Annotated in this window: 25 protein-coding genes; 17 read left to right on the top strand and 8 right to left on the bottom strand. The window is 62.5% G+C overall.

The features are described 5' to 3' along the window. Positions 1–48: 48 nt before the first annotated feature. The 7 genes from P1M51_RS15445 (at position 49) to P1M51_RS15415 (ending at position 7,257) form a co-directional block, all read left to right on the top strand. The gene (locus P1M51_RS15445) at positions 49–630 is read left to right on the top strand and encodes a biotin transporter BioY (protein WP_276246061.1); all 582 of its coding nucleotides are present in this window, start codon (positions 49–51) and stop codon (positions 628–630) included. After that, on the top strand, positions 627–1,328 hold the full coding sequence (locus P1M51_RS15440) for an energy-coupling factor ABC transporter ATP-binding protein (RefSeq protein ID WP_276274682.1): 702 nt from the start codon (positions 627–629) through the stop codon (positions 1,326–1,328). Before P1M51_RS15445 ends, P1M51_RS15440 begins: the two co-directional genes overlap by 4 nt. Beyond that, on the top strand, positions 1,322–2,026 hold the full coding sequence (locus tag P1M51_RS15435; RefSeq protein WP_276246059.1) for an energy-coupling factor transporter transmembrane protein EcfT: 705 nt from the start codon (positions 1,322–1,324) through the stop codon (positions 2,024–2,026). The genes P1M51_RS15440 and P1M51_RS15435 overlap by 7 nt, the downstream gene beginning before the upstream one ends. A gap of 95 nt (positions 2,027–2,121) precedes the next feature. After that, on the top strand, positions 2,122–4,212 hold the full coding sequence (locus P1M51_RS15430) for a (Fe-S)-binding protein (RefSeq protein ID WP_276274681.1): 2,091 nt from the start codon (positions 2,122–2,124) through the stop codon (positions 4,210–4,212). 116 nt (positions 4,213–4,328) lie between these two features. Next, the gene (locus tag P1M51_RS15425; RefSeq protein ID WP_276246057.1) at positions 4,329–5,420 is read left to right on the top strand and encodes an aminopeptidase; all 1,092 of its coding nucleotides are present in this window, start codon (positions 4,329–4,331) and stop codon (positions 5,418–5,420) included. A gap of 72 nt (positions 5,421–5,492) precedes the next feature. Next, positions 5,493–6,572, top strand: coding sequence for an aminopeptidase (locus P1M51_RS15420; protein WP_276274680.1), 1,080 nt, complete (start codon positions 5,493–5,495; stop codon positions 6,570–6,572). Between the two features lie 37 nt (positions 6,573–6,609). Further along, on the top strand, positions 6,610–7,257 hold the full coding sequence (locus tag P1M51_RS15415; RefSeq protein WP_276246056.1) for an NADPH-dependent F420 reductase: 648 nt from the start codon (positions 6,610–6,612) through the stop codon (positions 7,255–7,257). A gap of 15 nt (positions 7,258–7,272) precedes the next feature. Here P1M51_RS15415 and P1M51_RS15410 read toward each other — a convergent pair whose 3' ends face one another. Both P1M51_RS15410 and P1M51_RS15405 read right to left on the bottom strand, forming a co-directional pair. Continuing rightward, positions 7,273–8,412 (bottom strand): PQQ-binding-like beta-propeller repeat protein, encoded by a 1,140-nt coding sequence (locus tag P1M51_RS15410; RefSeq protein WP_276274679.1) that lies wholly within the window; start codon positions 8,410–8,412, stop codon positions 7,273–7,275. Positions 8,413–8,514: 102 nt separating this feature from the next. After that, entirely contained in the window at positions 8,515–9,048 is a 534-nt protein-coding gene (locus P1M51_RS15405) for a GNAT family N-acetyltransferase (protein WP_276246054.1), read from the bottom strand. A 90-nt stretch (positions 9,049–9,138) separates the two neighbouring features. Here P1M51_RS15405 and hemB point away from each other — a divergent pair, with 90 nt between their 5' ends. The 4 genes from hemB (at position 9,139) to P1M51_RS15385 (ending at position 14,530) form a co-directional block, all read left to right on the top strand. Continuing rightward, positions 9,139–10,119, top strand: a complete 981-nt coding sequence (hemB, locus tag P1M51_RS15400; RefSeq protein ID WP_276246053.1) for a porphobilinogen synthase — start codon at positions 9,139–9,141, stop codon at positions 10,117–10,119. A gap of 296 nt (positions 10,120–10,415) precedes the next feature. Then, entirely contained in the window at positions 10,416–12,053 is a 1,638-nt protein-coding gene (locus tag P1M51_RS15395) for an ammonium transporter (protein WP_276246052.1), read from the top strand. A gap of 84 nt (positions 12,054–12,137) precedes the next feature. Then, positions 12,138–13,256 (top strand): non-hydrolyzing UDP-N-acetylglucosamine 2-epimerase, encoded by a 1,119-nt coding sequence (gene wecB / locus P1M51_RS15390; RefSeq protein WP_276246051.1) that lies wholly within the window; start codon positions 12,138–12,140, stop codon positions 13,254–13,256. A gap of 38 nt (positions 13,257–13,294) precedes the next feature. Further along, on the top strand, positions 13,295–14,530 hold the full coding sequence (locus tag P1M51_RS15385) for a glycosyltransferase family 4 protein (RefSeq protein ID WP_276274678.1): 1,236 nt from the start codon (positions 13,295–13,297) through the stop codon (positions 14,528–14,530). On the opposite strand, the gene P1M51_RS15380 is transcribed toward P1M51_RS15385, so the two are convergent. The 4 genes from P1M51_RS15380 to P1M51_RS15365 all read right to left on the bottom strand — a co-directional run bounded on the left by P1M51_RS15380 (position 14,531) and on the right by P1M51_RS15365 (position 20,562). Continuing rightward, positions 14,531–15,802: a nucleotide sugar dehydrogenase gene (locus P1M51_RS15380; RefSeq protein WP_276246049.1), complete on the bottom strand. Its 1,272-nt coding sequence runs from the start codon at positions 15,800–15,802 to the stop codon at positions 14,531–14,533. Beyond that, positions 15,799–17,601, bottom strand: coding sequence for a class I SAM-dependent methyltransferase (locus P1M51_RS15375; protein WP_276246048.1), 1,803 nt, complete (start codon positions 17,599–17,601; stop codon positions 15,799–15,801). Before P1M51_RS15375 ends, P1M51_RS15380 begins: the two co-directional genes overlap by 4 nt. A 90-nt stretch (positions 17,602–17,691) precedes the next feature. Then, positions 17,692–19,098 carry a sulfatase-like hydrolase/transferase gene (locus tag P1M51_RS15370; RefSeq protein ID WP_276274677.1) on the bottom strand — a complete coding sequence of 469 codons (1,407 nt, stop codon included), beginning with the start codon at positions 19,096–19,098 and terminating at the stop codon, positions 17,692–17,694. A 48-nt stretch (positions 19,099–19,146) separates the two neighbouring features. After that, positions 19,147–20,562 (bottom strand): oligosaccharide flippase family protein, encoded by a 1,416-nt coding sequence (locus P1M51_RS15365; RefSeq protein ID WP_276246046.1) that lies wholly within the window; start codon positions 20,560–20,562, stop codon positions 19,147–19,149. Positions 20,563–20,711: 149 nt separating this feature from the next. On the opposite strand from P1M51_RS15365, the gene P1M51_RS15360 reads away from it, so the two are divergent. After that, a complete protein-coding gene (locus P1M51_RS15360; protein WP_276246045.1) occupies positions 20,712–21,935 on the top strand; it encodes a glycosyltransferase family 4 protein in 1,224 nt (407 codons plus the stop codon). Here the strand turns inward: P1M51_RS15360 and P1M51_RS15355 are convergent, their stop codons facing one another. After that, positions 21,936–22,448 carry a DoxX family protein gene (locus P1M51_RS15355; RefSeq protein WP_276246044.1) on the bottom strand — a complete coding sequence of 171 codons (513 nt, stop codon included), beginning with the start codon at positions 22,446–22,448 and terminating at the stop codon, positions 21,936–21,938. Positions 22,449–22,789: 341 nt separating this feature from the next. On the opposite strand from P1M51_RS15355, the gene P1M51_RS15350 reads away from it, so the two are divergent. Then, positions 22,790–23,119 (top strand): hypothetical protein, encoded by a 330-nt coding sequence (locus P1M51_RS15350; RefSeq protein ID WP_276274676.1) that lies wholly within the window; start codon positions 22,790–22,792, stop codon positions 23,117–23,119. Then, positions 23,119–23,631 (top strand): winged helix-turn-helix transcriptional regulator, encoded by a 513-nt coding sequence (locus P1M51_RS15345; protein ID WP_276246042.1) that lies wholly within the window; start codon positions 23,119–23,121, stop codon positions 23,629–23,631. The genes P1M51_RS15350 and P1M51_RS15345 overlap by 1 nt, the downstream gene beginning before the upstream one ends. Here the strand turns inward: P1M51_RS15345 and P1M51_RS15340 are convergent, their stop codons facing one another. Next, positions 23,632–24,099: a hypothetical protein gene (locus P1M51_RS15340; RefSeq protein ID WP_276246041.1), complete on the bottom strand. Its 468-nt coding sequence runs from the start codon at positions 24,097–24,099 to the stop codon at positions 23,632–23,634. A gap of 105 nt (positions 24,100–24,204) precedes the next feature. On the opposite strand from P1M51_RS15340, the gene P1M51_RS15335 reads away from it, so the two are divergent. The 3 genes from P1M51_RS15335 (at position 24,205) to P1M51_RS15325 (ending at position 26,237) form a co-directional block, all read left to right on the top strand. Then, positions 24,205–25,542, top strand: coding sequence for a glutamate-1-semialdehyde 2,1-aminomutase (locus tag P1M51_RS15335; RefSeq protein ID WP_276246040.1), 1,338 nt, complete (start codon positions 24,205–24,207; stop codon positions 25,540–25,542). 100 nt (positions 25,543–25,642) lie between these two features. Next, the gene (locus P1M51_RS15330) at positions 25,643–25,789 is read left to right on the top strand and encodes a hypothetical protein (RefSeq protein WP_276246039.1); all 147 of its coding nucleotides are present in this window, start codon (positions 25,643–25,645) and stop codon (positions 25,787–25,789) included. A gap of 22 nt (positions 25,790–25,811) precedes the next feature. Then, positions 25,812–26,237, top strand: coding sequence for a hypothetical protein (locus P1M51_RS15325; RefSeq protein ID WP_276246038.1), 426 nt, complete (start codon positions 25,812–25,814; stop codon positions 26,235–26,237). The last annotated feature ends 22 nt before the right edge of the window (positions 26,238–26,259 follow it).

Raw genomic sequence — 26,259 nt, 5'->3', positions numbered from 1 at the left:
GGAAAGGAATCACGTGATGACAGCAGTTAGCAAACCGGGTGACGGTGAATGAGCGTCGATACGGGCGACGTCGACCTCGTTGGCGACGAAGTGGTGTTGAACGTAGCGCGGGCGGCACTCATGGCCGCGCTGACGGGGGCGTTCGCGTACATTTCGTTCCCGATTCCGTTCTCGACAGTGCCGTTTTCGATGCAGGTGCTCGGCATCTTCCTCGCCGGTCTCCTGCTCGGCCCCGTCTGGGGCGGTATCTCGATTGCGTTCTATCTACTCGCTGGCGCGGTCGGTGCGCCGGTGTTCCAGGGGGGCGCGGCGGGCATCGGGCACCTCTTTGGCAGCACAGCGGGCTATCTCTGGTCGTACCTGTTCGCAGCCATCGTCATTGGCTTCATCGCCCACGGCGGGCTCGAAGTCAAGCCAGCCCAAAAACTGCCGGTTCCACGCATCGTCACCGGACTGCTGGTCGGGACAGTGGTCATCTACGGCCTCGGCGTTCTCGGGCTCATCCTCATCGCGAACCTCGGACCGATGGCGGCGCTGACCGCCGGTGCGCTCGTGTTCATTCCCGGTGAACTCCTGAAAATCGCTGCCGCGGTGGCAATCGTCAGGAGCGACCGCCTCGTCGCGGCATGATTTCGGTCAGCGGTCTCGTCCACCGATACGAGGGCGTCGCTGCTGTAGCCGGCGTCTCACTCGCCATCGACGACGGCGAGTTCTGTATCCTCGCCGGACCGAACGGCTCTGGCAAGACGACGCTTGTTCGCCACCTGAACGGCCTGCTCACACCTGACGAGGGTTGCGTCGAGGTCAGCGGGCGAGCCGTTCAGGACGACCTCGTGGCAGCCCGCATGGCCGTTGGAATGGTGTTTCAGGACCCGCGCGACTGTTTCGTCGCCGCGACGATTGGTGAAGACGTTCGCTTCGGCCCCGAAAATCTCGGCCTCTCCCACGCGGAGATAGACCGCCGAATCGAGACTGCGCTTGGGGCGGTCAACATGGCCGGTCGCGAGGCAGAACGCCTCGACCGCCTCTCTGGAGGTGAACAGGAGCGCGTCGCCATCGCCGGCGCACTCGCGATGGAACCCGACTTTCTCGTCCTCGACGAGCCGTTTACGGGCCTCGACGAACCTGCCCGTCAGTCCGTACTCTCGCGGCTCAGGGCGCTTCAGGAGGCCGGAACCGGCATCATCGTCGTGACCCACGACCTGCGCGACGTGTTCGAACTGGCCGACCGCGTGGTGGTGATGCGTGACGGCCAAATCGGCCTAGACGGGACGCCGCAGGAGGTTCTCGATGACCTTCCTGAACTCGGTGTCAGACCCCCATGCTGACGTACGAACCCGGTTCGTCAGTCGCACACCGTCTCGACCCGCGGGCGAAACTGGCGTTCCAGATTGCGTTCGCCGTCGCCGCGTTCGCCCACACGACGCCGCGGGGGCTGGCCGTGCTCTCGCTGGTCGCGCTGCTCGCGCTCTGGGTAGCCGCGACGCCGCTCTGGACCGCGCTCCGCGAACTTCGCGTCGTGCTGGCGGTGCTTCTCATGGCTCCGATTCTCGAAGGCCTCGTGCTCGGACCGCCCTGGTTCTCAGTCGCGGAGGCGGTTCCCCCTGCACTCGCAAGTTATCGAGCGGTTATCATCGTCCTCGTCGCGGCCACGTACGTCCGGACGACGCCGGCCCGCGCCTCGCGGGCGGCCATCCAGCGCGTGATTCCCGGCAAACCGGGACAGGTGCTCGGGATGGGTGTCTCGCTCGTGTTCCGGTTTCTGCCGGTATTGCTGGCCGACGTCCGCCGGATGCGAATGGCGATGCAGGCACGGCTGGGAACCGAACGCTCCATTCCAGAACGGGCGAGCATCCTCGCGCTCTCTGGACTGTCGCGGGCGTTTTCCCGAGCGGACACACTCTCGCTCGCCATGCAGGCGCGGTGTTTCGCGTGGAACCCCACCCTTCCCCGCTTGCGGTTTTCCCGACTCGACGCGGTTCCGCTCCTCGCCGCCTGTGGGCTGGTGGCCACAGCACTCATCTAAACGGACATCTAGTTTTTCATTTACGCAGACTGCAGTCTCGTGATGCTTGCGTCGGTGGCAAGATTTAAGCGCGTATTGTTCCACGGTGATTATATATGACCTTCCTCCTGCAGGCAGGAGCGACGCAGACGCGGCCCACGTTCTGGCAGATCAGCCCCGTCGGTGAGGTGCTGTTCTACTACCTCGCGGCCGTCGTCATCGCCGTCTTCACCTACGGCGTCTACGACCGCTTCGCCCGCTACTCACGGGGTACGGACGACTGGTTCGAGCGCCTCGACGACCTGTCGAGTCGCATCGTGTCCGCCGTGAAAATCGTCGGTTCGAACGAGAAACAGTTCAACAGAGACCTCTACGGCGGGGTGATGCACGCGTTCATCATGTGGGGCTTCCTGACGCTGCTCATCGGGACCACCATCCTCGCCATCGACATGGACATCTGGACGAAGGCGCTCGGCCAGCCCTCGTTCTTCGTAAACGAGTTCTACCTCTCGTATTCGCTCGTGATGGACGCCCTCGGCTTCCTGTTCGTCGTGGGCATCGGGATGGCGCTCTACCGACGTTACGCTGTCCGCACCGACCGTCTCTGGGGCAAACACACCTCGCTGGAAGACGACCTCTTCATCTGGACGCTGTTCTTGCTCGGCGTGGGCGGGTACCTCACTGAAGGCGTCCGCATCCTCGCCCAAGATTTCCCCGAGTTCGAGACCGTGAGTTTCGTCGGCTGGTTCGTCGCCGACGTCCTCCAGTTCGCGGGCGTGACGCCCGAGATGGCGCTCGCACTCTACCCGATGACGTGGTGGAGCCACGCCCTGCTCGCGCTCGCGTTCGTCGCCGCCGTCCCGTACGCGAAACCGTTCCACATGATTTCGAGTTTCGCCAACGTCGTCACCCGCGACGAGCTGGCCGGCAAGCGGCTTCCGGGCGTTCCAGCAGATGCGAGCCCGGACGAGATTGGCGCGTCCTCCATCGACGACTTCTCGTGGAAACAACTGCTCGACCAGGACGCCTGTACGAAGTGTGGTCGCTGTTCGTCGGTCTGCCCGGCGAAGGCCTCCGGTCGACCGCTCGACCCCCGTGACGTCATCCTCGACCTGAAGACCTACCGCGAGGACCTCGACGCGGGTCGCACCGAAGAGATGCCAATCATCGCAGACGGCGGGACGAGCGTCATCGACAGCCACACGATGGAATCGTGCATGGCGTGTATGGCCTGCATGGACGCCTGCCCCGTCGAAATCGAGCATCTCTCTTCGTTTACGGAGATGAACCGCCGACTCACCGAGTCCGGCCAGATGGACGAGAACGTCCAGGAAGCGATGATGAACATCTTCTCGAACGGGAACTCCTTCGGAGACCCACAGCGCAAGCGCGCAGACTGGACCGACCAGTTGGACTTCGAGATTCCGGACGCCCGCGAGGAGTCGGTCGAGTACCTCTGGTACGTCGGCGACTACCCGAGTTACGACGAGCGCAACAAGCGCGTCGCTCGCGCGCTCGCCACTATCCTCCACGAGTCGGGCGTCTCCTACGGCATCCTCTACGATGACGAGCAAAACGACGGCAACGACGTGCGCCGCGTCGGCGAGGAAGGCCTCTACGAGATGCTGACCGAGGACAACATCGCCGCCTTCGAGGACTGCGACTTCGAGAAGGTCGTCTGTACGGACCCCCACTCCTACAACACGTTCAAAAACGAGTACCCCGACTTCGGCTGGGGCGGCGAGGTCTACCACTACACGCAGGTGGTCGAAGAACTCGTCACCTCCGGGAAACTCGGCCTCCGCGGCAACGAACTCGACTACACCGTCACGTACCACGACCCGTGTCACCTCGGCCGGTACAACGACGAGTACGAGGCTCCCCGCGAGGTCATCCGCGCGACGGGCGTCATGCTCGACGAAATGCCCCGCAACCGCAGCAACTCCTTCTGCTGTGGCGGTGGCGGCGGCGGCCTCTGGATGGACTTCGAGGAGACGTCGAAACCGAGCGAGGAACGCATCCGCGAAGCACTCGAAGACACCGAAACCGGCAGCGCCGTCGAGAAGTTCGTCGTCGCCTGCCCGATGTGCATGACGATGTACGAAGACGGCCGCAAGACCGGCGACTACGAGGAAGACATCGACATCGTGGACGTCTCGGAGCTCGTCGTCGAGGCGCTTGGGGCGATGGATAAAGCGAATCTGTAGGCTGTTTGCGGAACTTTTTCGGGAATTATCGGACGCAATTCGACTCCCGTTGTCCGATTGCTTACAGAAAAGTTGTTCTGCCCGTTTTTAAGTGAACGCTGCCCCGAGTGTAGAGCATGGACCCTCGCATTCGTGAGCAAGCAAAAGTCATCGTAGAGCACTCCACGGGCGTCGAACGAGGCGACAACGTCGTGGTGAACGGGTCGCCGGAATCCGAGGACCTCGTCGTCGCCATCGCCGAGTTGTGCGGCGAAATCGGTGCGACAGTGCAATCGAAGATGTCCTCAGAGCGGGCGACGCGAGCGTACATGCGGGCTATAGACGAGGACGACATCGACCTCAACGAGATGGCACTCGCCGAAATCGAGGCCGCGGACGTGTTCATCGCCATTCGTGGACAGGGGAACGTAAACGAACAAAGCGACGTCTCGCCCCAGAAGAACCAGAAGAAAGCGGCAGAAAACCGCGACCTGCAGGAAGCATATCTGGAGAAACGCTGGAACCTCACCCAGTACCCGACGAAGGGTGGCGCACAGAAGGCAGAGATGAGCACCGACGCCTACGAGGACTTCGTCTGGAGCGCGGTCAACAAGGACTGGACCGCCGTCGAAGAACACCAGGCTCAACTCGTCGAAATCCTCGACGGTGCGGACGAAGTACACATCAAATCCGGCGACACGACGGACGTGTCCATGTCCATCGCGGGCAACCACGTCATCAACGACTGGGGCGAGCACAACATGCCCGGCGGCGAGGTGTTCACCGCGCCCGTCCCCGATTCGGTCGAGGGCGAAGTCCTCTTCGACAAACCGGTGATGGTGCAAGGACGCGAAATCAACGGCGCGTGGCTCAAATTCGAAGGCGGCGAAGTCGTGGAGTTCTCCGCCGAGAAGAACGAGGAGATGCTCGAAGCCCTGCTCGAAACCGACGACGGCGCACGTCGCCTCGGCGAGTTAGGGATTGGCATGAACCGTGACATCGACCAGTTCACGTACAACATGCTGTTCGACGAGAAGATGGGCGACACCGTCCACATGGCCGTCGGCCGCGCCTACGACGACACCGTCGGCGAGGGCAACGAGCGCAACGACTCCGTCGTCCACACGGACATGATTGTAGACATGAGCGAAGACTCGTTCATCAAGGTTGACGGCGAAGTCGTCCAGCGCAACGGCACGTTCCGGTTCGAAGACGGCTTCGAAGGGTAATCGACAGGTTTCACTTTTACTTTCACTCCACCCGTGGCCGTCGCTTAATGAGCGTCCGGGTGCAGGTTTCGTATGGACCCCCGCATCAGAACGCACGCAGAAGTCATCGTCTCGCATGCCACCGAAATCGAGCGCGGCGACAACGTCATCGTGAGCGGAACGCCGGAATCCGAAGACCTCGTCGTCGCCATCGCCGAGTTGTGCGGCAAGCGCGGTGCGACGACCGTCACCCGACTGGCGAGTTATCGCGCCCAGCGAGCGTACAAGCGGGCCATCGACCAGGCGGACATCGTCGAAGACGAGATGACGCGCGCCCAGTTCGAGGCGGCGGACGTACTGATTCTGATTCGCGCGCCCGGGAACGTCTTCGAACAGAGCGACGTGCCCACCGAGGTGACTCAGCGAAAGGCGCAGGCCGACGCGGCGGTGCGTGAGGCGTACCTCGACACCCGCTGGGTGCTCACGCAGTATCCCACGAAGGCGAGTGCACAGCAGGCAGAGATGGCGACTGCGGCGTACGAGGAGTTCGTCTGGAACGCCGTGAACCGCGACTGGGAGGCCCAGCGCGAGCGCCAGGAGAAGGTGGCCGAAGTGTTGGAGGTGGGCGAGACGGTCCGTATCCGGGCAGGCGAGGAAACGGACCTCACCATGTCGATTGCGGGGAACCACGCGCTCAACGACCACGGGAAGAACAACCTCCCGGGCGGTGAGGTGGCCACGGTTCCCGTCCCCGACAGTGTCGAGGGGCGCGTCCGGTTCGATTTTCCCGTGCTCGTCCACGACCGCGAGGTGGAGGGGGCGTGGCTCGAATTCGAGGGCGGTGACGTCGTCGCTCACGGCGCGGCGAAGAACGCAGCCGCCCTCGCCTCGCTGCTCGAAACCGACGACGGGGCGCGACGGGTCGGCGAACTCGGTATCGGCATGAACCGCGGTATCGACTGCTTTACCGGGAACATGCTCTTCGACGAGAAGATGGGCGGGACCGTCCATCTCGCGGTGGGCCACGCGCTTGCGGAATGCGTCGGCGCGGAAATCGAGTACAACGATTCGGTGGTTCACACCGACATGCTGGTGGACATGCGAGAGGACTCGTTAATCAAAGTCGATGGACAGGTCGTCCAGCGAGATGGGAACTTCCGGTTCGAGAACTGAGACCTATCCTTTTGCTCCGCCGCCGCCTTCTGTCGGTATGGACGCGAAACGAGTGGGGATACTCGGCAGCGGGGACGTCGGACAGGCGCTCGGCCGTGGGTTCGTAAAACACGGCTTCGAGGTCAAACTTGGAACGCGTAGCCCGGAGAAACTCGCCGAATGGGTCGAAGACGTGGGCGACAGCGGGTCGGTTGGGTCGTTCGCGGACGCCGCCGAATTCGGCGACATCGTGGTGCTCGCGTTGAACGGGAAGGGCGCGGAGAACGCCCTCGACCTCGCCGGGCCGGCGCACTTCGCGGGCAAACTCGTCCTCGACGCGACGAACCCGCTCGATTTCTCAGAGGGAATGCCCCCGCACCTCTTCACTGGGGCACAGGATTCACTCGGCGAGCGAATTCAGGCAAAACTCCCCGACGCGCACGTCGTGAAGTGCTTCAACACGGTCACGAACTCGCAGATGATAGACCCCGTGTTCGAGGCCGAAACGCCGCCGATGCTCATCTGCGGGAACGACGAGGCGGCGAAAGCAGAAACCGACGCGTTGCTTTCGGAACTCGGCTGGCCGGGGGCGTTCGACATGGGCGACATCAAATCGGCGCGGTATCTGGAGGCACTCGTGCCCCTCTGGGTGCGGGCGGGGGGAACGCTCAACACGTACAAACACGCCTTCGCCGTGATCAAGTAGTCGTCTCCTTGCTGCCTAACCCAGCGCGTAGAGCCAGCCGTCGTTGAGCGCGACGTAGAGCCGGTCGTGGGCGGGCACGAGCGTCACGCGGAGCGGGGCGTCGAACCGCTCGCGAAGGGGGAGTTCGCGCGTCCACCGCGTCGAGCCGTCTACGATTGCCGTGAGCAGGCCCGATTCGGTCGCGAGCGTGACCGTCTCGTCTGCGGCGATGAGCGGCGAGGTGACGCTTCCAGAGAGCAGCGAACGCCACGAGAGGTCGCCGTCGTCGGCGTGGAGTCCGGTCACCCGGCCGCGTTCGTCTGCGACGGCGACGGTTTCGCCAGCGACACAGGGGCAGGTCAGTTCGACAGTCTCCCCGAGGGTGTGTTCCCAAACGACGTTGCTGTCCACGTCGAACGCGCTCAGGCCGCTCGCGGTGGTCGCGTACACCCGCGAGTCGGTGGCGACCGGCGGCTGGGTGAGCGGCGATTCGAGCCGTCTACGCCAGCGAATCTCGCCGGTTTTCGCCTCGAGTGCGAGCAACTCCCCGCCGTCGTTTACGAACACCGAGTCGCCGACGACGGTGGGTCGCGGGCCCTCGTTTCGGGCGACCACGCTCTTTCCCCACAGGAGTTCCCCGTCGTGGTTGAACGACCGAATCCCCCCGTCGGGTGCGGCAGTGAGGACGAAGATGCGGTTTTCGGTGACGACGGGCGGACCGCGGGCGGCGGCGTTGAGGAGTCTGCTCCACAGCACCTCGCCCGACTCGGTGTCGAACTTCGCGAGAGCAGGACCCGCCGGTCCGGTGGCGGTCGCGACGAGCGCGTCGTCCGCGACGGCGAGGCCGGCAACCGTGCGGTGGGTGAAGTCGTACGACCAGCGGTGGTCTCCGTCGCGGGCCGCGAACGCCGTCACACGCGAGTGCGCACCAGTGAACACGGACGTTTCGTCAGTGACCACGGAGACCGAAACCGGCCCGGCGACGTGCGGGGAGAGGTCACGGTTCCAGGCCTCGGCCTGATTTTGGAGCGGTTCGGTCGTCGGGTTCCGGCCGGTTCCCGATGCGTCGAACCCCGCCATGGGCCACGGTGCGGTGGCGGTGAACTCTGCGATCGGGTCGGGTGGCGGCGTCGTCGTTCGTCCGCCAACGCACCCACCGAGTACCGCGCTACCCACCAAAGAGAGAAACCCCCGACGTTGCATTGCTGACACCTTCCCGTTTCGTTCAGTAATAGGTGTTGAAATGTCAAAGACCGATTTCACTGAAAGTGAGGTGTGTTACCACTCGTCTTCGAGCAGGCCGTAGTACAACATGTCCACGAACTGGCCGTCGTCGTACTCTTCGTCACGGTGGGTGCCCTCGTGGGTGAAGCCGAGATTCTCCCAGATGCGCTGGGAGGCAGGGTTCGTCTCCAAGACGCGGGCCTGAATGCGATGGAGGCGCTGTTCGTCGAACGCGAAGTCGACGATGCAGCGGGCGGCGGCGGTGCCGTAGCCGTTGCCGTGGAACTCGGGGTCCACCCAGATGGCGAGCTCGCCGTGGCCCTCTCGGCGGGCAACTTTGAACAGCGTAATCATTCCCACTGGAGTGTGGTCCTCGGGCGTGCAGATGAGGAGGTGGAAGTCGTCTTCCTCCTTCGTGATGACCTCCTCGAAATAGCGGCGCGTCTCGGTCATCGTCCGCGGAATCGAGGACGTGAGTGGGCGGCGCACCGCCGGATTGTTGATGTTGCGATTCAGGAACGGCAAGTCGTCTTCGTCGACGGCACAGAGGACCACGCCGTCGCCGTACAGAAACGGGTCGCCAGGCATATCGAACGATTGACGAGACCGGTGAAAGCCGTTACGAGATTTGCCGTCATTTCCGAGAACCCTTTTAGCATTCCTCACCCACGTCCGCACATGGACCTCACTCATCGCCCACGCCGGTTGCGAACCGACGGCGTGCGCCCGCTCGTCCGCGAAACTGAGCTTTCTGCGAGCGACCTCATCACGCCCGTGTTCGTCGATGCGACCATCGACGAGCGCGTCTCGATTCAGTCGATGCCCGGCCACGAGCGCGTGCCGATAGACCACGTCGTAAGCCGCGTCGAGGAGGTACGCGAAACGGGCGTCCAAGCCGTCATGCTGTTCGGTATCCCCGAGTCGAAAGACCCCCAGGGCTCTCGCGCCTGGGCCGAAGACGGCGTGATTCAGGAAGCCACCCGGCGGATTACCGCCGAGACGGACGCCTACGTCATGACCGACATCTGTCTCTGTGAGTACACCGACCACGGCCACTGTGGCCCCCTCGAAGACGGCGCGCCGGACCACCAGCACATGACGGTGGACAACGACGCGACCCTACCCCTGTTACAGAAAATCGCCGTCTCGCACGCCGAGGCCGGCGCGGAGATGGTCGCGCCGAGTGGGATGATGGACGGGATGGTCGGCGCGATTCGCCAGGGATTGGACGAGGCCGGGCACTCGGACGTGGCCATCATGGCTTACTCGGCGAAGTACAAGAGCGCCTTCTACGGGCCGTTTCGCGACGCTGCCGATGGCGCACCCTCCTTCGGCGACCGGCGACACTACCAGATGGACCCCGCGAACAAGCGCGAGGCACTGCGCGAGGCGCGACTGGACGCAGACGAGGGCGCAGACGTGTTGATGGTGAAGCCCGCGCTCCCCTATCTCGACATCGTGACGGACCTGCGCCGCGAGTTCGACCATCCGATTGCCGCCTACAACGTGAGTGGCGAGTACGCGATGCTCCACGCCGCCGCCGAGAAGGGCTGGCTGAATCTCGAAGAAGTGGCCTACGAATCGCTCCTGTCGGTAAAGCGGGCGGGCGCGGACCTGATTCTCACCTACTTCGCCGAAGACCTCGCAGACCGTCTCTGAACGCGCAGGCCGGATTTTGGGGCGAACCCTGTACGAGAGCGGTTGACATACGTCACGAAATAAACGTGGCGAACGTCCAGAATCTGGACAGAGTACAACCTATTACAGATAATATTATCACCAATTTTGTACGATTGGCCATAATATTCAATTATAAGTTTCGTTTGTCAACCTATCGTTTTTTATAGTAGGTTATCATCCCACTTATCCGTGAAATTGGATTCGATTCGTGCGGATTACCGCGCAGATGTGGACAAACGGCCAAATGAGGGGGCAAATGCTGTGGAGGTGTGGCAATGAGCGACCTCGAAGTGCTGGTCGAGGGCATCAACATGATGTGGGTGCTCATCGTCACCTTCCTCATCTTCTTCATGCACGCGGGATTCGCGATGCTGGAGGCAGGGCAGGTACGGGCAAAGAACGTCGCAAACCAGTTGACGAAGAACCTTCTCACCTGGTCGATTGGCGTGAGCGTCTTCTTCCTCGTGGGAGCGGGCGTCTCGGCCTTCGTGGGTGGGTTGACGGGTGGCGGCTCCTTCGCCGTCGGAGACATCTTCGCGACTCCCGGGCTCGATTCGACGGGCTGGGTGTACTGGCTGTTCGGCGCGGTGTTCGCCATGACCGCCGCGACCATCGTGAGCGGGGCCGTCGCCGGGCGGGCACGCCTTCGCACCTACCTCGCGTACACGGTGTTGCTCTCTGCGGTCATCTACCCGGTCGTCACGGGCCTGACCTGGGACGGCGGGTTCCTGGACACCCTGGGATTCTCTGACTTCGCCGGCGGCATGATCGTCCACGGCATGGGCGGTATCGCCGGCCTCACCGCCGCGTGGGTCATCGGCCCCCGCATGTCGCGGTACAACGAAGATGGGTCGGTGAACGTCATCCCTGGCCACTCGCTCGTATTCGCGGTACTCGGGACGCTCATCCTCGCCTTCGGCTGGTACGGCTTCAACGTCGGAACAGCCGCGACGGTCCTCACCGTCGAAGACGGCGCGCTCGCCCTCGGTGACTTCGCCTACGTCGGGCGCGTGGCGGTCATCACCACCCTCGGCATGGCTGCGGGTGCGATGGGTGCCGGCCTCGCCTCGATGTACAAGACGGGCAAAGTCGACACACTCTACGTCGCCAACGGCCTGCTCGCCGGCCTCGTCGGCGTCACGGCCATCGCGGACGGCATCACCTGGTGGGGCGGCCTCGCGGTTGGCCTGCTCGCCGGGATTCAGCTGCCAATCGTCTTCGAATTCGTCGAGAAGCGGCTCAAAATCGACGACGTGTGTGCGGTGTTCCCCGTCCACGGCTCTGCCGGGATTCTCGGAACCATCGCGCTGCCGTTTGTCGCCGTCGGCGGCTTCTCGATGGACCAACTGGTCGCGCAGGTCGTCGGCGTCGTCGTCATCGGCAGCTGGACCGTCGCCGCGACGATGGCAGTGTTCGGCGTCGCGAGAGCCTTCGGCCAGGCGCGCGTCTCGCCGGAACACGAACGCGAAGGACTGGACATCTCCGAACACGGCGTCGAGACGTACCCCGAATTCAACATCGGGGACGAACCGATGCTCACCGACGGTGGGGTGACCCCCGCCGGCAACAGCGGCATCAAACTGGTCATGGCCATCATCCGCCCTGACCGCCTCGCGGAAGTGAAGAAAGCACTCGCAGAAATCGGAGCCCCGAGTCTTACCGTCACGAACGTGAGCGGACGGGGCAGCCAGCCCGCGAAGAAGAGCCAGTGGCGCGGTGAAGAGTACACGGTCGACCTCCACCAGAAGGTGAAAATCGAGTGCGTCGTCGCAGACGTGCCCGCCGCGGAGGTCGTCGAAGCGATTCGCAACGCCGCGAACACGGGCGAACCGGGCGACGGGAAAATCTTCGTCATCCCCGTGGAGGACGCACTGCAGGTGCGGACCGGCAACAGCGGCATGGGTGCGGTCTAAGACAGCACTTCGCTTTTTTCGAGGTGGCGGTTCGACGATACGTCAGCCAAAACAGATAACTCGGTCGTCAAGCATGGACGAGTAGTGACAGAAACCCCTCCCCGATGGCAATTCCTCTTCGTCGTCGGTACTCGTCCTGAAATCATCAAGATGGCCCCGGTCATTCGGGCAGCCGAGGAAAACGACGCAGTAGCGCTGACCGTTTGCCACACAAACCAGCATTACGACGCAGAGTTGAGTGCTGTATTCTTCGAGAACCTCGGCCTTCCGCAGCCAGCCGAGAATCTGGGTGTGGGTAGCGGTGGACACGCCGACCAGACAGCAACCGGACTCACCGAGATTGACGCTCTCATCGACGCATACGAACCCGACGTCGTCCTCGCACAGGGAGACACGAACGCCGTTCTCGCCGCTGCGCTCGCGGCGAGCAAGCGCAAGCCGCTTTTCGCCCACATCGAAGCGGGGATTCGAAGCGACGACCAGGAGATGCCAGAGGAGGTAAACCGCGAGATTGCAGATGACGTTTCCGACCTGCTGTTCGCACCTACAGCGACGGCGCGTGACAATCTGCACGCAGAAGGCATCGACGAAGGCGTGTTCGTGACCGGGAACACAGTAGTCGATGCCTGCCAGAACAACGTGCAAATCGCCGCCCGTGAATCGACAATTTTCGACGACCTCGACCTCGAAGAACCCTACGCCGTCGCCACGATTCACCGACCGCGAAACACCGATACTGAAGCGCGCCTCCGGACCATCCTCGACGCGCTCGACGGTGTGGACTTTCCTGTCCTGCTCCCGGCCCATCCACGCGTCGCAGAGAAAATCGAGGCGTGGGACGAGGGTCCAAAGCGGTCGCTCACGGTCATCGAACCACTCGACTACCTCGACTTTCTCAAACTCCTCTCGAACGCCCGCGTCGTCGTCACCGACTCCGGTGGCGTTCAGGAAGAAGCCTCGATTCTCGAAGTGCCGTGTCTCACCGTCCGGCCAAACACCGAACGCCCAGAAACCGTCGAAGCAGGCGTGAACGAACTGCTGACTCCCGCTGAAGTCCGTCCGCGGCTGAGCGCAGTCTTCAGCGACGCGGCGACGAGAGCGTCGATGCAGGGACACACTGACATCTACGGCGATGGCACGGCAGGTGAGCAAATCGTCGCCCACATCTGTTCGGCGCTAAGCGCGTCCGCTTCGCCGAGATAGTTATACCACACCGAGAAAAACAGAGAGACAACTCCCCAATGCACATCTGCATGGTTCTCGCGCACACGTACCCACCAGACGTGCGTATCGAGAAAGAGGTCAAGTCGCTCCGCACAGCAGGGCACACCGTCTCGTTGCTCTGTCGAGGGAGTCTCGATGCGCCGACGCGAGAACACCTCGATGGCATGCACGTCGTCCGAATCGAAGAAGAATCAATCCGCGAAAAGACCCGACGTCTGTCGAGTGCGGCCGTAAACTTGCTCGCGAACGTCCATCCACTCTGGGTGCGCGAGCTCGAAGCACTGGTCGAGGAAACAGACGCAGACGCCATCCACGTCCACGACCTCCCGCTCGTCCGCGAGGGAGTCGTGGTCGGTGAACGCACCGGCATCCCCGTCGTCGCAGACCTCCACGAGAACTATCCGGAGGCAATCAGACTGTGGCGCGAACCGCACTCACTCGCCACCGTGCTCGACGACCCCGAATTCGCCATCCACTGGGCGCTCAAGCCCGTCTCGCGCTACAAGCGCATCGAACGTCGCTGTGTGAAGGCCGCAGACCGAGTCGTGACCGTCACCGAAGAGGCGGCGACGCACTACCACCACGACTGTGCCCTCTCGCCGTTTCGGTCCACCGTCGTCTCGAACACGGTGAACCTGGACCGATTTACTGGTGAAGCTGACCCGGTTGCAGGCTACGAAGACGACTTCGTCATCAGTTACGTCGGCACGTTCGGGACGCATCGGGGATTGACGACGGCCGTGAAAGCGATGGCCGACATCGTCGCCGAGGTACCGAACGCGCGCCTCCTACTCGTCGGCGCAGGGTCCGAACCGTACGAACGGCAACTGCGCGACCTCGCGAGTGAGTACGGCGTCGAAGCCCACGTGACGTTCGCTGGTTGGGTCGACTTCGACGAATTCCCCGCCTACATGGCGGCGAGCGATGTGTGTCTGGTTCCGCACGTCTCGACGCCCCACACGAACACCACCATCCCACACAAACTCTTCCAGTACATGGCAATGTGCAAGCCAGTCATCGTCACCGACCTCCCGCCGCTCTCCCGGGTGGTGACAGACACCGACGTTGGCCACGTAATCGAACCAGAAAACGAAACCGACCTCGCCGAGGCAGCAATCGACCTCGCGACGAACCCAGAGACAGCCGCCCAACTGGGGGAAAATGGTCGACAGGCAGTCGAAGACCGCTACAACTGGGAGCACGACGGCCAGAAACTCGTGGCGATGTACGAGTCGCTCGTCGAGAGCGAGTAATCAGACCGTCCCGTCACCGAGCACGGAGACGCTGAAGCCGGCCTGTTGCCAGCGTTTTCGGTCGATAACGTCACGGGTATCCACGACGGTTTTCGTCGCCATTTTCGAGGCGAACGATTCTGGGTCGAGCGTCGCAAACTCGCTGTGGTCGGTGACCACGACGATGCAGTCACTCCCGTTGACTGCCGAGTCGAGTGACTCTGGGTCGACCGCGAATTCTGTGACGAACGGGTCGTAAACTCGTACCTCGTAACCGAGGCTCTCCATGAGTTCGACTAGCTGGTTGGCTGGTGTCTTTCGCGTGTCTTCGACGTCTGCCTTGTAGGCCACGCCAAACAGCGTAATCGTGGCCTTGCGGTCGTCGCAGAGCGCGCTTCGAATCGTGCGGATGACGTGGCCCGCCATCGAGTTGTTCACCTCGCGAGCGAGCGAGATGAGGCGATCGTGGGTCGCATGCTGAGAGAGGAACTGCGGGTCCACTGGGATACAGTGACCGCCGACGCCCGGGCCAGGGTGGTGGACGTTCACCCGCGGATGCTCGTTTGCGAGACTCGTCGCTTCGTGGACGTCGAGCTCGAACTCCTCTGCGATGAGCGCGAACTCGTTCGCGAGGGCGATGTTCACGTCGCGGAACGTGTTCTCCATGAGTTTTACAAACTCGGCGGTTCGGGGCGTCGTGGTTCGAATAGCCCCCTCGACGAACGACTCGTAAAAGGCGACGGCGTGGGCGACCGACGACTCGTCGACGCCACCGACGACACGGTTGTTCTGTGTGATTTCGGTGAGCGTGTCGCCCGGACTCGCCCGTTCCGGGCAATAGGCGAGGTGGAAGTCGCCGACTGAGAGGCCGCTCTCTTCGAGAATCGGCGCGATGAGGCGCTCTGTCGTTCCTGGTGGAACCGTCGATTCGAGGATGACGAGGTCCCCCGCATCCAGCGTCGGGACGAGCATCTCTGCGGCCGCCCGGATGTAACTCATGTCTGCGATGCCGCTCTCCGTACGGACGGGCGTCGGCGTGACGATGACGTAGATGTCTGCGTCGGGAACCGTCGTTTGGGCGGCGAACTGGCCGTTGACCCGGTCGAACAGGTCGTCCATCCCCGGTTCCTCGATTGGCAGGTCGCCTGCGTTGAGCGCGTCGACGTGGTCTTGGTCGATATCGACACCAATCACGTCGTGTGAGTTCGCCGCGAGCAGCGCCGTCGGAAGGCCGACGTGACCGAGGCCGAGGACGCAGACTTGCTGTTCGGTGGCCACCGCTTGCTGGCTCATTTGAACTGGCCGTCTCCGTCGAGGAGGTTGGTGAGCGCCATGACGTAGGAACCGACCTCGTAGGCGCCCTTGTACATCTGGTCGGGCACGTCCATCCGGCCGTCTCGGGTCATGAACCGCAATGGGACGCCGAGACCGCTCAGTTCGACGAGGTCCTCACCGTGAACGTTGTCGCCGAAAATCCACGCCATCGCCTGGCCGACCTCGCGGTCGTAGTCGGTCTCGCCGCCGGCGGCGTAGTAGTGGGAGACGGCGTTCACGAAGAACGTCTGGTGGCATTCGTAGAGGAAATCCCAATGTGGCGGCCGCCGGTCGAAAAAGTCGATGACGAACTCCGTCCAACCGCGAATCGGCTGGCTCACGTCTTCCCAGATGAACGCGCCGTCGGCCTGCATGCGCTCGTCGATGGTGTGGTCGAGGACGAGTTCGAGGCTGTCGAGGTAGCCCGTCTTCCCGGTCACCTCGATGGCGCGAGCCATCCCCCAGATGGTGTACATCTGGTTCTGGTGGCGGCGCGTCGTGCCGTTTTCGAACTGGAACGTTCCCGACGGTGGGTCGAGGCGTTCGTTGATTTTCCAGAGCGCGTCTTCGATTGCTGCGAGCACGTCTTCGTCGCCCGTCTGCTCGTAGAGGTACGACCATCCGTAGGCGAGCAGACTGTCCTCTGCGTGGGAGAAGTCGAACGCCTCGCGAGAGTACTCGAACAGAGTGCGCGCCATCTCGGTATAGTCCTCCTCGAACACCGAGTCGGCGAGCGCGTAACTCAGGATGAGTGGGCCGATGCCGTAACTCGGCATTCCGATTCGGCCCGGGTCGTCTGCGAGTTTGTCCTCGAAGTAGGCGAGTTCGTCGCGGAGTTGCTCGTCGAATTGGTCGGTGCCGAGTTCCGAGACGCGCCACTGCATCGACCCCATGAGGGCGAACGGTGCGTAGCGCCACTGGATGGTGTCGTCACGCGTCCACGAGAGGTCGGACGGGTCGCTTACGGCGTGTTCGCCGGTGTCGATGGAGTAGTCGAGCCCACGGATGAACTTCGACTCGTGTTCGTCCCAGAAACCGTTCTCCTCGGCCGGCCGGAACAGGCACTCGAGGGCAGTGTCGAGCGAGTCGTCGTACTCCATCGGTTTTGCCCCGAGGACGAGATAGGCTGCCTCGTTCCACCGGTCACGTTCGGTGAGTTCCTCCGTGACGCGCCACGAAAAGTCCACGAACGGTTCTTGCATCGTGTTCGGGAGCGACTTCACGATGCGGTGGATGCGGTCTGGATACTGGAACACGAGGTCATAGTCGACGAGTTGCCAGTCCGGCGCGATGATGTCGAGTGCCTCTTCTGGTTCGTAGTAGCGAAACCGATTGCGCCCACGTGTGGCGTACGGAGAGCGCGGCGTCGGCACAGAGAACGAAAAGAGCCCGTCTGGTTCGAGCACTCGATTGACCTCTGCGGTGAGGTGGTCGATATCGAGGAATTTCCAGTCGTACGGGCCAATCGACACGGCCGCGTCGAAGTGATTGTCCGGGAACGGGAGGTCCGGTTTTTCGGGGTCCGCCACTTCGTACTGGCCGACCTTCTCGCCGAGGATGTCTCGGGCGTGGTCGATGGCGTCGGCTGAAAAGTCCACGCGGGCGACTTCCTCTGCTTGCAATCCGGCGGTGACGTTCGACTCGGAGGCGATATCGAGCACTCGCGTTCGCTCACCGAGTTGCTCCCACGCGTTCAGTCGCTCTGCATCCCTGAGATACTGGATTTCCGGACTCGCCGGCGGTTGCTTGACCCACCGCTGGAGGACTTTGTCTCGCATTCGTTTCGACAGTGGCGTCGCGAACCGTAAGTGTCACGGCCGATACTACTTCAAACCGTCACCAGAATCGCGCAATAAATTGACGACGGGTCAGCGGTAGCCGAGGTCTTCGAGTCGGTCGAGGACGGCGTCGTCCATCTGGTTTGTCGGTTCCCTCTCGACCACGGAAACGGCGTCGAGCGAGGTTCCGAACTCGGCTGTCGCCCACGAAGGCACCGTTGTGTCGGTACGCGCAGCCTGCCAACACGGATTGGTGTGGTCGAGTTTCACCGCACGCTGTGTCCCGAGGCTGTCCCACTCGTACTTCGTCTCGCCGTCGTAGACGCAGCGGATACGCCGGGTCCAGTACTCGGGGTCGGTCTCCCGAAGAGGGTCGTTTCCGGGCGTCATGGCGAGCACCTCCGCCGGGATGCGGTCTGCGGTCACGTCGGGCGTCTCGCCGTTCGCGAGGCCCGCGAGGAGGCGACGGAGTTCGCGATGGGAGACGTAGTCCGTCTCGGCGGGGTCGTAGCCGTCTGGCGGGTTGATGACGAGCAGTGGGACGTGCAACACGCCCTCGGTGAGACTCGTGGTGTGTCCGAGGTGGCCGTCGTCTTCAGGGCGGGCGAGATTCTCGCCGTGGTCTGCGGTGATGACAACGGTCGTCTCACGGTCTGTGGCCGCGAGCAGGTCGGTGACGAACTCGTCGACCGCTTCGTCGAGGTAGGAAATCGACGCGCCGTAGAGGTCGCGATACCAGCCGAGTTGCTGGTCGATTTCGGTCGAGGGGTCGACGGCATCCCACGTCTGGAGTGGGCGAGACGACCAGCCAGTTGGCACGTCGTAGCTGTCGCGGTCGTACTGCCACGTATCGCGGTGCGGTTCGTGACCCTCCATGAAGTTCACGAACAGAAAATAGGGGTCGTCGGTGCGCGCGACGAGGTCGAGTGCCGCCCGTCGAGCGGACACGGCCCCGTCGTCGAAGAATGCGGGGAAGGAAGCGAGCGGGCCGTTGCGAGAGAGATGTTGGAGTTGCGCAGCGATTGTGTTCACGAAACTCTTTCCCGTCTCGGGGTGAGAAAGACAGGCGCGAAGGATAGCGGAATATCGTGACAGTCCCGAGTCTGTTTCCTCTGAGATGAACGTAGAGGCGTCGAGGGCGTCGGGATAGCGGTGGTCGCGGGCGATGTCCACGAATTCGTCGAAGATGACGTCGAATCCATAGTTCGACCCGGCGTAGATGTTCGAACTCACGCCCAGAAATCGGTGGTCTGGAAGGTCGTCGCGAATGGTTTCGCGGTCGGTGAGCGCGTCGAGTCGCGGGTTCTTCGCGTGGATTCCGTGTTCAGATGGCAGTTCGCCCGTAACCATGCTCGCGTGACTCGGGACGCTCCAGCAACTCGCCGCCCGACACTGCTCGAAGGTGACGTCTGCCCGGTCTCTGAGCCGCGTGGCAAAGCGGTCGAAAAAGTCCTTTCTGACGGTGTCGAGACAGAGCAGGACGACGTTTCGTGTCATTCAGCTACTCAGCGAAAAGGGGGCGACTCGTATAAGCACTCTGGCAGGTCAGAACGGGCCAGCTCCGAGAAGTCGTTCTCGCATCGTGTCGTTGGTCAGGATGACGCCACCGTACACGAGCCCACCAATCCCGACGAGGGCGAACAGGCCGAGTTCGGTTCCGAGTGGGAAGACGCCGGTCAGCGCGGCGACGACGACCCCCATCACAATCGCACCGCCAGCTTGCCACACGAGCGTCGTGTGGTCGACGCGGAGTTCGATGTACTGGCGAAGGTAATAGACCTGTGAGACGGCAGCAACGGTCGCGGTCGTGAACGTTGCGGCGGCTGCGCCAAGCATCCCGAACGGCGGGACGAGGATTAGGTTGAGGACGACGTTCGCCCCGAGCGTGAGGATGTTGGTCCAGAAGACGTGTTCTGGCTGGTCGATACCGAACAGCGTGTTCTGCGTGATGTTCTTTACCCCCTCAGAGATCTGTCCGGTGAGGAGGATGAGGAGGATGGTGGTTCCCGCGCTGTACCCGTACAGCGTCTGAAGCAGCGAGTCACCGATGAGGTATGCGCCGATGAGGGCTGGGAAGACGAGGATGAGCGCGAACGAGAGCCCCTGTGTGAACCCGCGTTCGACGCGGTAGAGTTGGCCAGCCTCGTGCCACCGCGTCATCGACGGGGCAAGTGAGATACCGATTACCTGCGCGGCGAGGAGCGTGACTGCACTCACCATCCAGACTGTTTCGTAGATACCGACCGCTGCCTTGGTGGCGAAGGCGGCGAGGACGAGGGTGTCGGCCCAGTTGTATGCGAGTGAACTCACGTTCATCCCGACGGTGTACTTAGAGAAGTCGAAGAGACTCGTGAGCGTCTCGAGCGTCGGAATCGAGAAGGAGGTCTCCAGGACGACGTAGGAGGCGATGCCCTTGATGACGTTTCCGAGGATACGCCCGAGGACGAGCGCCAGGACGCCCCACCCTGCCAACAGCAATCCCACGCTAATCGTGAGGCGGCTTACTTGGTCGAGGAGTTCGAGAACCGCGGTCGTCGCCACGCGGTTTTCCCCCCTGAGTGCGGAGCTAAGCAGGTTCGAACTCACCGCCATGGCGACGCCGGCGACGGCGAGCGGGGCGGCCGCCGCGAGACCGACGTAATCGGTGAGATGCGGACCGAACAGCAACAACAACCCACCCGTAATGACGAACGGGACGGTGAGCAAGACGAAGGAGCCAGACAGGTACTTGCCGCGGTCGTGGGCGTTCGTCGCCTGGTTCATTCGCTTGACCACGGCACCTGGCAATCCGAACTTAGAGAAGACACCCGTCACGCTCACGACAGTAACGAAGGTGAAGTAGACACCGAGTCCCTCTGCGCCAATCTGCTGGGCAAAGTAGATGACGCTCACGAACCCGAGCAGTTGCGAGAGGATGCGAGAGCCAAAGAGGGCGAGACTCGCGCGGTCTACGCTACCCATCGGGTCTCACCAGTGTGTGGGTGCCCAGGTCAGTCATCGGCGCAATCTCAGCGGACTGGGGCCTTTGTTCTTTCGTCCGCGCGACGGAGAAAATCCGCATCCGACAGCGGGCAACAGAGTTATTATGTCACCACCATAGCACACAGAAAATGCACGTCTGCATGGTGCTCCGGAAAGCGTTTCCCCGGGACATCCGCGTCGAAAAAGAGGCGAGAGCCTTGCAGTCTGCGGGACACGATGTTACGCTCGTCTGCACCGTAGACGGCGACCGACCGCGAAGGGAGACGATAGCGGACATCGACGTGTGGCGGTTTTCTGAGCACGACCACCCGACGTTGAAGCGACAGAGACAGACCCTCTCGTACCTCACGACGTTCGTCCATCCCTTCTGGAAATCGGCCATCGAATCGGTCAACGACGCGTCAGAAATCGACGTGATTCACGTCCACGACCTGCCACTCGTGGGAACGGGGCTTGCGGCGGGAGACGAATTCGACATTCCCGTGGTCGCGGACCTCCACGAAAACTATCCCGAAGCGATTCGGCAGTGGCGACTGATGCACAGCCTCGAAGACGTAGTGACGAACGTTGGCTTGCTCACGAAGTACGCAGCTCTGCCAGTGCGGCGGTGGAAGCGACTGGAGCGAAGTTGCGTCCAGCAAGCAAATCGTGTTCTCGCAGTATGCGAAGAGGCGCGAGACCACTACGTAGAAGATTGTGGAGCAGCGCCAGAATCGGTGGCAATCGTCGGCAACACTGTCGACCGGACACACTTCGACACCGACCCAGAACCAGTCTCTGGTTTCGAAGACGAGTTCGTCATCTCGTACGTGGGAAAGTTTGCCCCACATCGCGGACTCGAATCCGTCGTTGCCGGGTTCGCTGCGGTCCGCGACCTGCTCCCGAACGCGCGCCTGCTCATCGTCGGCGCACCCGGAAGCGAGGAATATGGCAGGAAGTTCGACGTCTTCTGTGAAGACCATGGCGTGACCGACGCGATGACCTTCACCGGCTGGGTCGACTTCGAGGACGTCCCGCGGTACATGGCGGCGAGCGACGTGTGTCTGGTACCACACGCGTCGACGCCCCACACGAACACGACCATCCCGCACAAACTCTTCCAGTACATGGCGCTCAAAAAGCCAGTACTCGTCTCCGATGTCCCACCACTCGCGCGAGTGGTTGGCGAAAACGAGGCTGGCGCCGTGGCGACGGCCGACGATGCGAGCGAGATGGGGGAGGCACTGCTCAAACTCGCAGACCCTGAGATAGCACGCAAGCGAGGAGAAAACGGCCGAAGCGCGGTCGAAGACCGATACAACTGGGAGTCGGACGCAGAGACCCTCCAGAAAACGTACGAATCGTTGTCGTAACTAGCCGAGAAGATAGCGGAGCCACCGATTTTCGGAAACCACTGCTGATTGCTCAAGTTTCCCATCGAGGCCTGCGATACGACCCGCACCGAAGGCGGACAGACACCCGAGCGAGAGGATGTACACGATGTGTTCGTCGACGACGATGCCGTGGGAGAGCGGGAGGCTACTCGCCCAGAACGTCGCCATCATCACGCTGGCCCACAGGGCACTCCATCGAACGAACGCACCGAGGATGAGACAGAGACCAGTGAGTGTGAGGCCCCACTGGACGAGCAAATCAACGGCGGGTAGTCCGGCGAGAGTCGGCCAGATGAATGCGAAGGGATTGCCCGCGGGGACGGCGTTTTCCAGGTAGCCGGCGGCCGTCCACGTCGGGTCGATGACCTTTGTGATGCCCGCATAGAAGAATACCCAGCCGAGCGTCACTCGAAGAATCACGAGTGCTGGCGTCGCGAGGCGGTTCGTATCGAATTGCGACAGTGTAGTCGCTGTCGAGCTCTCAGACGTCATTTTCACTCCGTTTCGAGGGGCTGTGCGTGGAATCGATTCTGGTTCCCTGAGTTGACGGTTGATGCCGAACCATATTTTTAGACTCGTCTAAATTAATTATGAGTGTTACGAAAGGTTCTACGAGTGTGACCATTGAAGAAACTCTTGCATCTGTATGAAATTGGCCCAACAGGACCCGCACCGTCAGAATACGCAGCGGTGGTCGAAACAACCGCCCAACATTGATAAACCACATATTGAGATACGAAATCTGTCTCGGTGTGATTTATGCTGATCCGCAGACCTCACGAAAGGACAGTGCTCAAGGTGTTCAACGCCGAAATAGGGGGTAGATGGACTGGGTGACCTCGCACGTACTGCACGCATCCTCGCCAGTAATAGACATCCCGCTGCTCGTGGCTGTCGCCGTGGCGTCGGTGGGTGCGGCGGTCTTGCTCGGACTCGCAATCGCTGCGTTCTTGCGTCGGCAGTCGAGGCCATACCTGTTCGTGGTCCTTGCGCTCGGGGCACTACTGGCCCAGTCCGTAGTCGCCGGCCTCTCGATAGTGGGGTCTCTCGAAGCGAACGTTCACCACCTGCTCGAACACGGTCTCGACGTCGCGCTCGTCGCACTCGTCATCGGGGCCATCTACTACGCGCGGTCGGTTTCCAGGGAGGCTGAGTTCGACTGATGACCCACCAACGCGAGCGGATTTACGCACACATCGACGCTCACGCCGGACTCCACTTTAACGAACTCACCCGTCAACTCGACCTGGCTCCGGGGCAGGTGCAGTACCACACACGGAAACTGGAGCGCCAAGAGCGAATCGTCGCAGAGTCGTTGTTCGGCCAGACCCACTACTATCCGCCAGCGTTCACCGCGTGGGAGCGAAAGACGCTCGCGCTCTTCCGGCGAGAGACGGCGCGTGACGTGCTCATCTACCTGCTCGAACACGGCCCCGAACGGCCGGGAGCGGTGGCAGACGCACTCACCATCGCCCGGAGCACGCTGGAGTGGCACCTCGACAACCTGGTCGAGGCAGAAATCGTCGAAAAGCGCCGCGACGAGCGCGGGCGCGTAACCCTTGCGCTGTGTCGGCCAGAGGAGACGGCGCGTTTGCTCGGCAAAATCACGCCGTCGCTCCCGGACTCGCTCGTCGACCGGTTCGTCAGACTCGTCGACTCGTTGCTTGCGGAGTAATCAGTTCCCGACGAATCGCACCGCATCGCGCCCCGAGAGGCCGTGTTCGCGGCTGTCGTCGCGGTCCCAGCGAACTTCTGCTTCGTCCTCGTCGCCCGCGAAGTCAGCCTCGTCGGTCCGGAAACAGAGAACGAGGTCGTCGCGACCGTCGCCGTTTACGTCTTTTACCTTCGAGGAGACCTGTGTTGCACCCTCGCCAGCCGCGAACACGTCGTGAGGGCCGAACCGGTAGCGAACGTCCGCGCTGGTCGGGTCGAAGTCGTCGGTCTGGAGGACGGCGACCTTGGTGATTCCGTTGCTGTTCGGATTGATGGTGTTCTGGTCGCTCCCCGGTTTCACGTCGATGGAGAGGTCGTCGGGGAAGTGGGCGGCCGCAGACCCGGTGAACGCGCCGACGCCGGCTGCGCCGACGGCGAGCGTCGCGGTCGTTTTCAGAACGGTTCGGCGAGTGGATTGCTGGTTCGACATACTGGGCTAGCTTTGACTCGCACTTTTCTACACGTTCTGGCTCGATTCTAGAAACGGCGCTGAGAGAGGGGCAGTTCTTTCGTCCCGGAGTGAGAACGCCCGTGCATGAACGAGTCGAATTCGCGCGAACTCTACGACCGGGCACTGTCAGTCCTCCCCGGCGGCGTAAACTCGCCAGTCAGAGCCACCCGACCGTACCCGTTTTTCGTCAAACGCGGTGACGGCGGCCACGTCATCGACGCGGACGGGAACCGCTACATCGACTACGTAAACGGCTACGGCCCGTTGTTACTCGGCCACGACATGCCCGAACAGGTGACGGCGGCCATCCAGCGCACCGTCTCCGAAGGGCCGATGTACGGCGCGCCGACCGAGGTGGAAGTCGAGCACGCGGAGTTCATCACCCGCCACGTCCCGAGCGTCGAGATGGTGCGGTTCGTCAACAGCGGCACCGAAGCCACCGTGTCGGCGGTGCGACTGGCCCGCGGCTACACCGGGCGCGACAAAATCGTCGTCATGCAAGGTGGCTACCACGGGGCACAGGAATCGACGCTCGTGCAGGGCGACCCCTCGGGGACGGCCCCGTCGAGTCCGGGCATTCCCGCTGAGTTCGCGGCGAAGTCGATTCCGGTCCCCTTCAACGACCAAGAAACCCTGCGCGAGGTATTCGACGAACACGGCGACGACATCGCGGCGGTCATCGCCGAACCGATTCTCGGGAACTACGGCATCGTCCCGCCCGTCGACGGCTACCTCGAAGCACTGCGTTCGATAACCGAAAACCACGACAGTCTGTTGATTTTCGACGAGGTCATCACCGGCTTCCGCGTCGGCGGCCTCCAGTGTGCCCAGGGCAAGTACGGCATCAAACCGGACCTCACGACGTTCGGCAAGGTCGTCGGCGGCGGGTTCCCCGTCGGAGCCATCGGCGGGAAAGTCGAAATCATGGAGCAGTTCACCCCGTCGGGCGACGTCTTCCAGGCCGGGACGTTCTCGGGCCACCCCGTGACGATGGCCGCCGGCCTCGAGACGCTCAAATTTGCGGCGGAGCACAAGGTGTACGACCACGTAAACGATCTCGGCGAGCAGCTCCGGGCAGGCCTCACAGACATCGTTCGTGACCAGGCCCCCGGCTACACCGTGGCCGGGACAGACAGCATGTTCAAGGTCATCTTCACCCGCGACGCGCCCGACTCGTGGGAGGGTCACTGCGAGGCCGGGTGTACGCAGGACCCCGACTGTCCGCGCTACGGGAGTTGCCCGAAAGACGGCGGCGACGTGAAGGCCGCAGAAACCGACCGCTGGGAGCGCCTGTTCTGGCCGAAGATGAAAGAGCAGGGCGTCTTCCTCACCGCGAATCAGTTCGAATCGCAGTTCGTGAGCTACGCCCACACCGAAGCGGACATCGAGAAGACGCTCGAAGCGTACAAACACGCGCTCTGAACCCTGAATTCGGCGCGGGAGCCTGAATACTCAGGGGACAAGGTTAGGGCGAACTGGTTCTATTTTTGAAACGAACGGGGTTGGGATGGAGGGTGAACCAGTGAACAACGGAGAACCAGTAGTTATCGAGCGAGAGGGTGGGTTCCCGCTCGGGCTGCTAGTACGACTCAGCGTCATGCTCATTTTCAGTCTCATCTGTTTCGCCGCCACCGCCATCGTTCTGCTGACCTACGCAGGGTACTTGTGAGTGCGAACGCAACCATCGGTCAATGGCATCCACCTCGCAGTCGGTTGATTCTCGCTGGTGGCTCTGGGTCGCGGCCGTGCCGGTGTTCGCGCTCATCGCCCTGCTCGTGTCGCTGTTCATCGTCCTTCCGCTCGCGCTCGTCGGCGTCGTCGGTCTGAACGGCGTCGGCATGGGACCGGGGGTTGGCGGCGTCGGCATGGGCGTCGGCTTTGCCTTCCTGCTCGTGCTCGGCCTGTTCGTCGCGCTGCCCGCGCTCATGGTCACGCTCGTGTTTCCGGTCGCGCTCTATTTCGACTCGCAGGCGGTGACTGCGGCTGGACTGGAGTGGCAACCTGACCCGCTGGTGTACGGGTTGCTCGGCGTGGCGTCGATTTTCGTGAACGTCCTCGGCGTGGTCGTCGCCCTCTACTACCTCTACCAGCGCCGCCGGTACGTGGGCGTGCCCTGACCACGAACGAATGTGCTTTTGG

It is taken from the genome of Haladaptatus sp. QDMS2 (genome assembly GCF_029338295.1).
In the GTDB taxonomy this organism is placed as follows: Archaea; Halobacteriota; Halobacteria; order Halobacteriales; family Halococcaceae; genus QDMS2.
This window is presented reverse-complemented; position numbering and strand designations above follow the sequence as displayed.